General features: G+C 62.3%; 15 protein-coding genes. 7 read left to right on the forward strand and 8 right to left on the reverse strand.

Going from position 1 to position 12,193, the window contains the following annotated elements; genetic code table 11:
- Positions 1-60 precede the first annotated feature (60 nt).
- Entirely contained in the window at positions 61-966 is a 906-nt protein-coding gene (locus tag CO666_RS07535; RefSeq protein ID WP_097611459.1) for a choline sulfate utilization transcriptional regulator, read from the reverse strand.
- Positions 967-1,061: 95 nt separating this feature from the next.
- Here CO666_RS07535 and betC point away from each other — a divergent pair, with 95 nt between their 5' ends.
- Complete coding sequence (gene betC, locus CO666_RS07540) at positions 1,062-2,576, forward strand: choline-sulfatase (protein WP_097611460.1); 1,515 nt, start codon at positions 1,062-1,064, stop codon at positions 2,574-2,576.
- An 18-nt stretch (positions 2,577-2,594) separates the two neighbouring features.
- Here the strand turns inward: betC and CO666_RS07545 are convergent, their stop codons facing one another.
- On the reverse strand, positions 2,595-3,455 hold the full coding sequence (locus CO666_RS07545) for a sugar phosphate isomerase/epimerase family protein (protein ID WP_097611461.1): 861 nt from the start codon (positions 3,453-3,455) through the stop codon (positions 2,595-2,597).
- Positions 3,456-3,520: 65 nt separating this feature from the next.
- Positions 3,521-4,891 (reverse strand): amidase, encoded by a 1,371-nt coding sequence (locus CO666_RS07550; RefSeq protein WP_097611462.1) that lies wholly within the window; start codon positions 4,889-4,891, stop codon positions 3,521-3,523.
- Positions 4,892-5,166: 275 nt separating this feature from the next.
- Here CO666_RS07550 and CO666_RS07555 point away from each other — a divergent pair, with 275 nt between their 5' ends.
- Positions 5,167-5,445: a hypothetical protein gene (locus tag CO666_RS07555; protein WP_179869648.1), complete on the forward strand. Its 279-nt coding sequence runs from the start codon at positions 5,167-5,169 to the stop codon at positions 5,443-5,445.
- 107 nt (positions 5,446-5,552) lie between these two features.
- The gene (locus CO666_RS07560; RefSeq protein WP_097611464.1) at positions 5,553-5,990 is read left to right on the forward strand and encodes a DUF1810 domain-containing protein; all 438 of its coding nucleotides are present in this window, start codon (positions 5,553-5,555) and stop codon (positions 5,988-5,990) included.
- Here CO666_RS07560 and CO666_RS07565 read toward each other — a convergent pair.
- Positions 5,987-6,175, reverse strand: a complete 189-nt coding sequence (locus tag CO666_RS07565) for a hypothetical protein (RefSeq protein ID WP_085739927.1) — start codon at positions 6,173-6,175, stop codon at positions 5,987-5,989. The genes CO666_RS07560 and CO666_RS07565 overlap by 4 nt on opposite strands.
- Positions 6,176-6,246: 71 nt before the next feature.
- A complete protein-coding gene (locus CO666_RS07570) occupies positions 6,247-6,867 on the reverse strand; it encodes a TetR/AcrR family transcriptional regulator (protein ID WP_097611465.1) in 621 nt (206 codons plus the stop codon).
- Between the two features lie 127 nt (positions 6,868-6,994).
- On the opposite strand from CO666_RS07570, the gene CO666_RS07575 reads away from it, so the two are divergent.
- From CO666_RS07575 to CO666_RS07590, 4 genes are all read left to right on the forward strand, one after another.
- Positions 6,995-7,210, forward strand: a complete 216-nt coding sequence (locus CO666_RS07575; protein WP_097611466.1) for a hypothetical protein — start codon at positions 6,995-6,997, stop codon at positions 7,208-7,210.
- 191 nt (positions 7,211-7,401) lie between these two features.
- Positions 7,402-7,650: a type II toxin-antitoxin system Phd/YefM family antitoxin gene (locus CO666_RS07580; protein WP_097611467.1), complete on the forward strand. Its 249-nt coding sequence runs from the start codon at positions 7,402-7,404 to the stop codon at positions 7,648-7,650.
- Positions 7,650-8,072 (forward strand): type II toxin-antitoxin system VapC family toxin, encoded by a 423-nt coding sequence (locus CO666_RS07585; protein WP_097611468.1) that lies wholly within the window; start codon positions 7,650-7,652, stop codon positions 8,070-8,072. Before CO666_RS07580 ends, CO666_RS07585 begins: the two co-directional genes overlap by 1 nt.
- Before the next feature lie 161 nt (positions 8,073-8,233).
- Positions 8,234-9,073 (forward strand): IclR family transcriptional regulator, encoded by an 840-nt coding sequence (locus CO666_RS07590; RefSeq protein ID WP_097611469.1) that lies wholly within the window; start codon positions 8,234-8,236, stop codon positions 9,071-9,073.
- A 22-nt stretch (positions 9,074-9,095) separates the two neighbouring features.
- Here CO666_RS07590 and CO666_RS07595 read toward each other — a convergent pair whose 3' ends face one another.
- From CO666_RS07595 to rhaI, 3 genes are all read right to left on the reverse strand, one after another.
- Complete coding sequence (locus CO666_RS07595) at positions 9,096-10,304, reverse strand: amidohydrolase/deacetylase family metallohydrolase (RefSeq protein ID WP_097611800.1); 1,209 nt, start codon at positions 10,302-10,304, stop codon at positions 9,096-9,098.
- Positions 10,305-10,432: 128 nt separating this feature from the next.
- Positions 10,433-10,786 (reverse strand): hypothetical protein, encoded by a 354-nt coding sequence (locus CO666_RS07600; RefSeq protein WP_143540260.1) that lies wholly within the window; start codon positions 10,784-10,786, stop codon positions 10,433-10,435.
- A complete protein-coding gene (gene rhaI / locus CO666_RS07605; protein ID WP_097611471.1) occupies positions 10,761-12,053 on the reverse strand; it encodes an L-rhamnose catabolism isomerase in 1,293 nt (430 codons plus the stop codon). The genes CO666_RS07600 and rhaI overlap by 26 nt, the downstream gene beginning before the upstream one ends.
- Between the last annotated feature and the right edge of the window lie 140 nt (positions 12,054-12,193).

Here is a 12,193-nt window from a genome sequence, read left to right on the forward strand (position 1 = left end):
CCACAATGTCGGTCGGCGCCGCCGATGACAAGGCTTCCCCGCGCCGAAAATAGTCCGGCGCTAGCCGCTCCTTCCGACCGCGTCCACCAGCCAGGCCCCGAGCCCGTCGCTGCGCGCGCTTGGAGACCGTGGCGGCACTAGCCAGTAGCCGCGGTCCTGCGCTTCGAGCGGCGGGCCGGCTTCGACAAGCATGCGTGCGCAGAGCAGCGTATCGACGAGCCCCATCCAGCCGATCGCCACGCCCTGGGCGCTCAGCGCAGCCTGGACGACCAGCGAATAGGTGTTGAAGCTGATATCGCCGCGACCGGCATTGATGTCGCGCGTGACGGAAAATTCGGTCAAATAGCTGCGCCAATCGAACCAGGGTGATGGCATCGGCGTGTCGAGATGGATCAGCACCGCCTTGGCAAGCTGCCTCGGATCGTCGAACGGGCCGTTGCGATCGAGAAATCCCCGCGTGCAGACCGGCACGACCTTTTCCGGCAGCAGAAGCGTACCGATAGCGCCGAATTCCGCCCGCGTGCCGAAAACCACGGCGACATCCGCCTCGTCGCGAAAACCGGCGGCAAACCTCTGCGTCGCGACGATCTGTATATCCGTTTCGGGATGAAGAAGACGAAAGCCGTCCATGCGCGGGATCAGCCAGAGCGATGAAAAGGCATAGTCGGTTCGGAGCCGGACGACCGGTCTTTGGGCTTCGGCACGGAAACTGCGGGCAAGCACATCGATATCGCCGACCGCCTTGGCGGCAACCTCAAGAAGCCGCTCGCCTTCGGCCGTCAGCGCCACGCCGCGGTGCTGACGGCGCAGCAGGCTGACGCCGCACTGCTCTTCCAGCCGGCGGATCTGATAGCTGACGGCGGGTTGAGTCAGGCCGAGAAGCACTGCCGCCTGCGAAAAGCTGCCGAGCCGCGCGACCTCGACGAAGATCCGCATCCATCCAAGTTCGAGCGGGCGGTCTGGCATAAAAATTCCTTTAGTCACTTATCGAAAAATGTCGTCTTTACAGCTGTAACAATAGGCGTTTCAATAAAATCTTCAAATAGCATAGGAAGAACCGGATGGCCCGCCCGAATATTCTCATCCTGATGGTCGATCAGTTGAACGGGACCTTGTTTCCCGATGGGCCTGCCGATTTCCTGCATGCGCCGCATCTGAAAGCCTTGGCGGAGCGTTCCGTGCGCTTCGCCAACACCTACACGGCAAGTCCGCTCTGCGCACCGGCGCGGGCGTCCTTCATGTCCGGACAATTGCCGAGCCGGACGCGCGTCTACGACAATGCCGCGGAATTTGCCTCCGACATTCCGACCTATGCGCATCATCTGCGCGCCAGCGGATATCAGACGGCGCTATCGGGCAAGATGCATTTCGTCGGCCCCGACCAGCTGCACGGTTTCGAGGAACGACTGACGACGGATATCTATCCGGCCGATTTCGGCTGGACGCCCGACTATACCAAGCCGGGCGAGCGCATCGACTGGTGGTATCACAACCTCGGTTCGGTGACCGGCGCCGGCGTTGCCGAGATCACCAACCAGATGGAATATGACGACGAGGTCGCCTACAACGCCACCCGCAAGCTGTTCGATCTGTCGCGCGGCCACGACGAGCGCCCCTGGTGCCTGACCGTCAGCTTCACCCATCCGCACGATCCCTATGTCGCGCGCCGCAAATTCTGGGATCTCTACGAGGATTGCCCGGCTCTCGACCCGGCGGTCGCGCCGATTGCCTTCGAGCGGCAGGACCCGCACTCGCAGCGGCTGATGAAAGCCTGCGACCACGACGCTTTCGACATCAGCCATGAGCAGATCCGCCGGGCAAGGCGGTGCTACTTCGCCAATATCTCCTATGTCGACGACAAGATCGGCGACATTCTCGGCGTGCTGGAACGGACCCGCATGGCCGACAACACCATCGTCCTCTTCGTGTCCGATCATGGCGACATGCTCGGCGATCGTGGCCTCTGGTTCAAGATGAACTTCTTCGAAGGATCGGCGCGCGTCCCGCTGATGATCGCGGCACCCGGCTGGAGGCCTGGGCGCATCGATCATCCCGTCTCCACCCTCGATGTGACGCCGACGCTGGCTGCCCTTGCCGGGATCGATATCACCGCGTTGAAACCATGGACCGAGGGCGAGGATCTTTCAGCGCTGGCCGCAGGCACCGGCAGCCGCAGCCCGGTGCCGATGGAATATGCCGCCGAAGGTTCGGAAGCGCCGCTCGTCTGCATCCGGGACGGGCGCTACAAGCTCTCGCTCTGCGAGAAGGACCCGCCGCTGCTGTTCGACCTCGAAACCGATCCGCAGGAGCTCGACAATCTGGCGGGAAAGCCGGCGCATGCCGACACCCTGGCACGGCTTGTCAAACAGGCAGGCCGGCGCTGGAACCTTGCCGATTTCGACGCTGCCGTGCGCGAAAGCCAGGCACGCCGCTGGGTGGTCTACGCGGCGCTGCGCAACGGCGCCTATTATCCCTGGGACTATCAGCCGCTGCAGAAAGCCTCGGAGCGCTACATGCGCAATCACATGGATCTGAACGTGCTGGAGGAAAACCAGAGATTCCCGCGCCAGGAATGAGCGACAGCTGCTCGCCGTTTAAGCCGTCAGGCGCGTCGGCGCCTCGCGCAGGAAGTCCTCGATGAAGGCCTTTTGCAGCAGGATACCGTCCCATTCGTCGGGGAAAAAGGCCGAGTCGTAGATCAGCGTGAAGGGACCGGCATAACTGGCCCGCCCGCACATCTCCAGGCACTTGCGGTAATCGTCGGCATCGAGACCGGCAACGCCGTAGTCGGCCTTGGCATGGCAGATTTCCGCCCGGCGCATGATGTCGGCAAGACCCTCGTATTTCGCCGGTGCGGCCCAGTTGCCGAGATCGCCGTTCAGGCCGACCTTGCCGTCCAGCCGGTCCAGCAGCCAGTTCATCTCGACGGGCGACGGCAAGAGGTCGAACCAGTTCTCGACGACGACGCGCACGCCGCTGCCTTCGGCTTGTTCGCCCAGCCAGCCGAGATGACGGGCGGCACGGCTCAGATTTTCCTCGGTTGGCTTCTGCTTGCCGGCGATGACACGCATCTTCTGCGCTCCAAGCGCTGTGGCGATATCGATCCACTCCGCCATCCATCTGACGTCGCGTTCGGCCGTCTCGGGATGGCTCGGATCGCCATCCTCGACGAGCAGCGTCTGCAACAATACGTTCGAAGCCGCCATCGCATCACGCAATTCGCCGATATAGCTGGCCTCGAGGCTCGGCAGATGGAAGGAGCAGACCTCCAGCCGGTGGATGCCGCGCGCTGCGAGCGCCGCCGGCATATCGATCAGCGCCGCAGCCCCGGGACCATAAGGCTCCTTCGGCGCGGCACTTTTGTCGGGATCGGGGCTATAGGCATAAATGGCGCCGAGCAGCCGATGCAGCGACCATGTCGAAACCGCGAAACGTCCGTTCTGCAAGATCTGCACGTGCCGTCCTCCAGGATCTCCTCATGCCATCAATGGCAACAAAAGCCCGGCGGTTCAATCGCCAATCAGGCGAAATCGCCGCGAATGACCGGCTCGGCGGCAAGACCTATGCCCAGCAGCGCCTCGTCGCGGCGGGCGGTCGCCGATAGCAGCAGACCGACCGGCATGCCTGAAAGGCCGGTGCCGCAGGGAATGGAAACGCCGCACCAGTCGAGGAAATTGCCGAGCGCGGTGTTGCGCAGCGTCTTGTTGTTCGTCGCGAAAAACAGCTCGTCATCCTGCTGCAGCGGTGCGATCGGCGGCGCGACATGAGCGACCGTCGGAAAGGCGATCAGCCGGTCGCCGACGAGACGCTCGACATCGGCGATCAGCCGGCGGCGCGCCTCGAGAATTCGGAGGTAATCAGGCAGCGTCGTCCGGCTTCCCAAGCGGGTGCGCATGACGACGCGGTGGTCCATACGCTCCGCCTCCGGCCCTGCCAAACGTTCACAATGAAGCGCGAAAGCCTCCGCCGTCACCAGCGGACCATATCGCGTCATCAGATCGAAAATCTCGTCGAAGGCTGGAATGACGGCGCGGGAAACGCGGGCTCCGGCCTTTTGAAGACGTTCCAAGGCAGCCTCGAACGCGGCGACGACGCCGGGTTCCGCTCCGTCGAAGACGGCATTCTCGGGCACCAGCAATTCCAGCCCCTGCAGCGGACGCTCGACCACATCAGGCGCCGTGCGGCCGCGCATCGCCGCATCGACCCAGACCGCGTCGCGGACGTTGCGGCAGAGCGGCCCGAGCGAATCCAGGCTCTTTGCCAGCGGATAGACGCCGTCCATCGCATAGCGGCCCGATGTCGCCTTGTAGCCGACAATGCCGTTGAAGGCGGCGGGAATGCGCACCGAGCCGCCGGTATCCGTGCCCATCGCGACCGGCACCAGGCCGGCTGCGACAGCGACACCGGCACCGGAGGACGAGCCGCCCGGAATGCGCGGCAGATCGGTGCCGCGCGGATTGACCGGCGTGCCGTAATGCGGATTGATGCCGAGGCCGGAAAAGGCGAATTCGCTCATATTGGTGCGGCCGACGGCGACCATGCCGGCCTGCCGGAGAAGAGCGACGACGGCCGCATCGCACTTGGCCGGCGCATCCCCGGCCAGCACGACGGAACCCGCCGTCGTCGCCAGGCCCTCGATGTCGAAAAGATCCTTCCAGGCGATCGGAATACCGTCCAGCAATCCGAGCGAGCGACCTTCCCGCAACCGTTTCGAGGAGGCACGCGCCTCCGCCATCGCCCGGCTTTCGGTCAGCACGGTGAAAACGGCCTTATCGGCATAATTGGCGATGGATTCGAAGACCGCCTCGGTCACGTCGACCGGATCGGCCGCGCCACTTTGAATAAGGACGGAAAGCTGCGCGACCGACATCGCGCCGAAGGATTTGCTCATGGGACGATCCAGACGAAAGATGATGCTCTCGATTATCCCGGATCATTCCGGCGAGCCAGAGCTTCACGATATTTTGCATTTATTAGGACGATTTTTTGAACACTGAGTTTGCATATCGCCCCTTCAATTGCCGCGATTAAAGACACACATGCTGCACGCATGCGGGAGTCGGTCCGCCATGAGGGTTGAGAGTTTATTCTTGAGAGACCGGCATCGCATGCGTTGCAGGAGTAATTGAAATGACAGATTGTGAAACTTTGACCCGTCGCCACGATATGGTGACCCATCATGTGAAAGAGGACGAAACCGCCGGCTCGGGCGAACGCGACTATGCCGAACATGTCAGCGCCCAGAAACTTTCAGGCTTCGAGCGTGTTGTCGTGGTCGCAGCACTGGCTCTCTTGAGCTTTGTCGGTTTTGCCGCATATTCTTCCAATCAGACGGATCCAGTGACGACGTCGGCCATTGCCGCTCCGTCAGGCGACAGCGGGCCGCACCATCAGCCTTACGGCCATTGCCGTGACAGCAGCCCCTACGCTGAAAGGGTTTGCTGAGGGCGAGCGGCCTGCCCGGGCGAGCGTGGCTCGCCGGGCAAAACGACCTCGCCGGGCATGGAAACCTTGGCCCAGGCTGCACTGACAGCGGAAAAGGGACAAGGACCATGGCCGGTGGTATCGATTACAATCTCGATCGCTTCGTCAATGCCCAGAACGGCGTCTACGAACGGGCGCTCTCCGAGCTGAAAGCCGGACGCAAAACCTCCCACTGGATGTGGTTCATCTTCCCGCAGATATCAGGTCTCGGCACCTCGCCGATGGCAGAAAAATATGCCATCCGCTCGGCCGAGGAAGCTGCCGCCTATCTCGCCGATCCCATTCTCTCGAGCCGGCTGTTGCGCTGCGTCGAGGCGATCCTGTCGGTCGATGGCCGATCCGCGCATGAGATCCTGGGCTCGCCCGACGACCTCAAGCTGCGGTCGTCGATGACCTTGTTTGCGGCGATCAGCGACCACGGCTCGCCCTTCCACCGGGCGATCGAGCGTTTCTATCAAGGGAAATTCGACGAACGGACGATGGAAATCCTCAGCGCTGGGGATTAGCGGCCCGGCCTGCTCTCCAGCGCGTCGATTTCGTCGGAAATTTCGCTCAGCCGCTGACGCAGATCGCTGTCGGTGCCGTCATCGACCTCTTCTTCGCCGAAACAATAGCGCGCATCGTGAAGCTCAAGCTTGGCTTCGAGCTCGGCGCGTTTGTCATACAGGCGCTTGAGATAGACGTAGTTCATCTCCCGGTCTCCACTTGTCCTCCGGTGACGGAAAAACGGCGTGGAAGCGGTAAGGTTCCCGAAAGACCGGTTTAGGCGAAAGAAGCGATCGCCGCGTTGCAGGCCTTGGCGAAATGACCGCAGCAGCTGGCAGCGCCCATGGCCTGGCGGCTGACGCGGGCGCCCTCGAGCAGCAGCGTCAGCGTATCGGCAAGCAGCTCGGCTTCGCGGGCGCCGGCCGCCGAACAGAGCGCAGCCAGGCGATCTCGCTGTTCGGACTTGTGCCGCTCGATCATTTCATGGGCGGGATGGCCCTCACCCTTGAGCTCGATGGCGGCATTGGCGAGATCGCAGCCGGCGGGCTCGCCGTTCAGACATTGCGCCCGCATCTCCACCCAGGCGTATAGCTGGGCGCGCGGATTGCCGGGATAAGCCATCTCCAGGTCGCGCCAGATGGCGCCTGCCTTTTCGGAGGCGCGACGCAGCGTCTCGCAGACGAGTTCGTCCTTCGAGCCAAAATGCCGGTAGAGCGTCATCTTGTTGGTCGAAGCGGCGTCGGCAATGGCATCGACGCCGATGCCGCGGATGCCGCGCTCGCGAAAAAGCTCCGATGCGGTCGAGACGATGCGCTCCCTGGGCGGGATGCGATCTTCTGGACCGATGGAGATTTCATTCGAAGTTTCTGATTTTTTTGCGGACGTAGTCCTTGACATCGATGTGACCGATCGGTAACAAATGCATTGTTACTTACCGGTAACACCACGAAACGCGAAAGTCAATGTTTGAAGCATGGCGGCGGAAAGTGGAACACGGGCGACCGCCCACGAAAGGAGGACAACCATGAGAAAGACCAGAGACGACCTGACGATATCCGAAGCCCTTCGCGACCCCCTGATCGCCATGGTGTTGCGCGCCGACGGCGTGAAGCTTGACGATTTCAAGCAACTCCTGGAGACGGCCGCCGGCAAACGCGAACCGCGCCCGACGCCGGTGGGCAAAATGATCGGAGCGCTGGCGAACCGCGCCAATCTGCCGGCGATGCCCTGCTTCGGCTGAACAGACCGCCTGAACATTTCGGGGGATCTCTCCCTGCCCCCGGTCAAGGGCTGCCGTCATAAAGAGGCGGCGGCCCTTGCCGCTTGATCGCATCAAGGCAAACTCGGGCTATAGCTTGTTGTCCCAGCTGTATTGCGGCAGATCCATTTTCGGATTAAAATGACCAGAAAACTGGTCATAAAGGGCGTCTCATGGCAAGTGTCAACCTGGCGGAAGCCAAGGCCCATCTCAGCGAATTGCTCAATCGCGTCGAAGCCGGCGAGACCGTCGAGATCTTGCGGCATGGCAAGCCGGTGGCGCAACTCGTCCCCGTGAAGACGCCGAAGAAACCGATCGATGTCGAGCGGCTGAGGGCTTTAACCGCCTTGATGAAGCCGCCCGCCGAACCGGTCGATTCCGCAACCTTCATTCGCGATCTGCGCGACACCGACCGTTATTGATGTTTTACATCGACACATCAGTTCTCGTCGCCGCCGGGACGCTCGAAAGCCGCACGGAGGACGCGCAAAAATGGCTGGCGGAGTTTGCCTCCGAAGAGATGGCCGTCAGCGGCTGGACGATCGCCGAATTTTCGAGTGCCATCGCGCTCAAAACAAGAAACGGGCAGATCGATCCCGTCGACCGCGGCAAGGCGTTGGCGATGTTTAGAGAACTGTGCTCGACGACGTTCGAGCTTCTGTCGATTTCGCGTGCGCACTTCATCGATGCAGCCCGCATGACCGATCAATTCGAGATCGGTCTTCGCGCCGGCGATGCTCTCCACCTCGCTATCGCGGTCAGCAGCGACGCCACACTGATCACGCTGGACAAGGGGCTGGCAAAGGCCTGCGGCATTGTCGGTGCGCGTCATCGGTTGTTATGAAGCTGAAGGTATCGTGACGGATGGATGCCTGCAATCACGCGGGCTCTCCAGGATTCCCCCGCTGCTGCATTCGCTTCACGATCAACCTACAAGATGTTGCGATTTGCCACAGCGACGGCTATGCCATAGTAATGTAACATGATCGCAGTTTACCGAGGTATGTGGAATTGGACGGAAAGACATCACCCGCAGTTTACACCGAAGATGAGGACCTTGCCGGCGAGGCCGGTGGCAAGGGTGCGCGGCGCGCGCGCGTCAGCGGCATCGACCGGGCGCTTCAGGTGATCGATCATCTCTATGAGACCGGATCGCCGGCCGGCGTCTATGCTATCGCCAAGGCGGTGAAGGCGCCGCTGTCGACCGTTTATGTCATCGTCGACGATCTCGTCGAGAAGAACATGCTGACGCGTCAGGCGGATGGTTCCGTCTGGCTCGGCGCCCGGCTTTATCACTACGGCCTCGCCTATGCCCGGTCGCTGGATTTCATGAGCATCGCCACCCACGAAATGCACGATCTCTGTCGCCAGGCCGGTGAAACCGTGCAGGTCTGCGGCCGCGATGGCGACCATATGCTGGTGCTGGCCATGGCCGACGGCCCGAGCCACTTCCAGGTGGCGTCGCGCGTCGGCACCCGGGTGCCGCTGAACTGGACGGCGTCGGGCCGCCTGCTCGTCGGCCATCTGGCCGAGGAGGAGCGGATCGAACTGTTCAAACGCTGCGCCCGCTCGTCACCGACCGGCCGCGCCGAGATCGACCCGGGCACGCTGTCGGAAGCCGCCGCCAAGGCTTTCGAGTCGCGCCTGTCGATCCAGGCCGGTGAATCCGACTATGCGGTTGCCTGCATCGCCTCGCCGATCTGCGACCGCGACGGCCAATGCGTCGCCACCATTTCGATCGTGCTGCCGGAGCAGAAGGCCTTTTCCGACGAGAACCACTATACGGCGCATGTGCGCAGTTCGGCGGAGCGGATCGAAAAGCTGATGGGTTGGCGCAACCGCTGACCCCAGCCCTCTTCAGCGGAACCTATCTGTAGGAATAGCCGTGGCTGTGGCGCACGAGCTTACGCGCCCGCGGCACGTAGCGGCTGGCGGTGAAGGCATCGGCACCGATCACCGCAAAGCGCGGCTCGAACAGCTTGGTGAGCACCGAGACGTCGCCGTTGGAATCCGTTGCCTCGACCTCGGAATCGACAAGGTCGAAAATTGTGAATTCGGCCGGCGCGCCGACCGAAAGCCGGTTCTCCATCGCCAGCTTGATGACAGAGGCCGGCGCATGGGTGACGGCTTCCACCACCTTGTCGAAGGGCATGCCGACGCTGAGCAGCTTCGACATCGTCGTGGCGAGATCCCAGACCGGGAAGTTCATCGAATGGCCGTGCAGGTCGGTCGAGATCGAGAACGGCAGCAGCCCGCGCGCGATCGCCGCTTCGGCCACCTTGAAGGAGAAGGAGGCGCCGCCATGGCCGATGTCGAGGCGGATGCCCTCCGAGGCGCAGCGCTCGGCGAGATAGAAGAGATCCTCGTCCTCCATGATGCTCGAGCCGGCCTTGCCGTTGAAGCAGTGGGTGACGACATCGCCGGGACCGAGGATCTCCAGCACCTCGTCGTAGAGCGCCGGCGGCTCGCCGACATGGACCATCATCGGCACTTTCAGGATCTTTGCGATCTTCTTGCCGAGCTTGACGGGGGTGACACCCCAGGAGCCGGTGATGACGTGGCTGGCGCGCACCTTGATGCCGACGATATGGTCGCTGTTTTCGGCATAGACTTCGAGGATGCGGTCGAGATCGATATCTCTGATGTCCCTGAGTTCGGCGACGCGATTGCAGGCGACGAGGCCGATCGAGCCGAGGTTCAGGAAGGCCTTGATGCGCTCGCGCGCGGGCTCGATGATATATTCGCGGAAACCGTGGAAATTCGCCTCACCCGCCGAACCGGCATCGACCAGCGTGGTGACGCCGCGCTCGACGCCGCATTCGGAGGGGCGGATGGAAATATCGGTCCCGCCGTGCCAGATATGCACATGCAGGTCGATCCAGCCGGGTGAGACGAAAGCGCCCTTGCCGTCGATGCGCGTCACATCCTGGGAAACCGCGAGCGAAGCCCCGATCTCCGCGATCCTGCCGTCGCCATCGACGAGAATGTCGACCGTTCCATCAGGCGCACCGGCGCCGAAAGCCACAGGTCTGACATTGGCGAGCAGGAGCGGTTTCTTCGCCTGGTCCCCGGGCATGATATGCATTCCTTTCGAACTCTCGGATATGAATCGCTTCGCATTGCGGTGATCCGTCTGCTGGTCGTTGTGGAGGATGATGGAATCCTGGCGGTTCCGGGAATTCCATAATTATGGGATTCAAATCTTTATAGGAGAATATAGGCAGCAGCGTCTGTGTCAAGAAAAATGACGTATGATGACTGCGCAATAATGCCTGCGGGCGCGCTGTTTTCGGCAGCGCGCCCTCGTGCAAAGCAGTTGTTTTCGGTCGAGAAAACGGAACGGTCGAGGCAGACGAGATGGTCCGCATCGGCGAAGGCGTCGATCGCCAGGATCGTACCGTCGGCGTTGGCGAGCGCGACAACGACACGCTCTTCCGCTGGCGCCGGGCTGACTATCGCCCGCCGGATCGCCGTCGCCTGAAAGCCGTAAAGGGCAATTGCCGGCAGCACCCTGCGCTGCCGGCATTTAAATTCAGATGATGCCGCCGCCGCCGGCAACCGAAGCCGGGCGCTCGGCCGCCACTTTGTTGCGATAGCCGCTGGCGCGGTAGGCGGCGATCGGATCGATCGCGCCGCCCGCCCGGCGGCGGGCCTCGGCCAGGATCGGCTCGACATCGGCGCGATAGGCGCGCTTCAGCGTTTCCGATGCCATCAGCGCGTCATTGTCCTGCTGATAACCCTCGAGCGCCTTGCGGTCGACGAGCAGCGCCTGCGCGTAAGCGCGACGGATTTCGTTGGCGCTGTTGATCAGGCTTTCGATCGGGTCGGTGACATTGTGCGACTGGTCGATCATATGGGCCGGGTTGAAGTCGTTGACGCCACGCTGCTCGGCATCGACGAGCTCATTGAAGACCAGGAACAGACGGTAGGGATCGATCGCGCCGGCGTCGAGATCGTCGTCGCCATATTTCGAATCGTTGAAATGGAAGCCGCCGAGCTTGCCGAACTGGATCAGGCGGGCGACGATCATCTCGATATTGGTGTTCGGCGCATGGTGGCCGAGATCGACGAGGCAATGGGCCTTGGGGCCGAGCGTCTGGGCAATCAGGTAATTGGTGCCCCAGTCCTGGACGATCGTCGAATAGAAGGCCGGCTCGTACATCTTGTGTTCGGAGAACAGCTTCCAATCGTCGGGCAGCGCCTTGTAAATGTCCGCCATCGAGGCGAGGTAACGCTCGAATGCCTTGGTGAAATTGCTCTGGCCGGGGAAGTTCGAGCCATCGCCGATCCAGACCGTCAGCGCCTTCGAGCCGATCGCCTTGCCGATCTCGATGCATTCGAGATTGTGCTCCACCGCCTGGGCGCGTGTTGCCGCGTCGGTATGGCTGAGCGAGCCGTATTTGTAGGAATGGGCCTGGCCCGGTGCATCGGAAAAGGTGTTGGAGTTCATCGCATCGAAGCCGAGCCCGAGCGCATCGCCCTTGGCCCTCAACTCCCGCGCATCCGCCTTGTCCCAGGGAATATGCAGCGAGACACTCGGCGTCGCCTGCGTCAGCTGGTTGATGACGGCGCAATCGTCGAGCTTGTCGAAAATGCCGCGCGGCTCGCCGCTGCCCGGGAAACGGGCAAAGCGCGTGCCGCCGGTGCCGACACCCCAGGAGGGAACGGCGACGAAGAATTCGCCGACCCTGCGGGTGATAACCTCGATATCGACGCCGCGGCGCGCAAGTGTGGCGCCCAGCGCCTCGTAATCGGCTTTCAGCGCCGCTGCCCGCTTGTCGTTTTCGCTCGCGACCAGATCCTGCGCGATCCTCAGTTCAACCATGTCTTCCTCCCGACCTACATCGCGGTCCTGGACGCCCGCTGTTGCATTCCTCATTCCTGTGCTTGTCACAGGAATCCAGCCACGGCGCGTCTGCGCCGTGAATGACTCACATGTCGCGAGGATGATGTTCTCCCGCGCCC

It is taken from the genome of Rhizobium chutanense, assembly GCF_002531935.1.
Lineage (GTDB): Bacteria > Pseudomonadota > Alphaproteobacteria > Rhizobiales > Rhizobiaceae > Rhizobium > Rhizobium chutanense.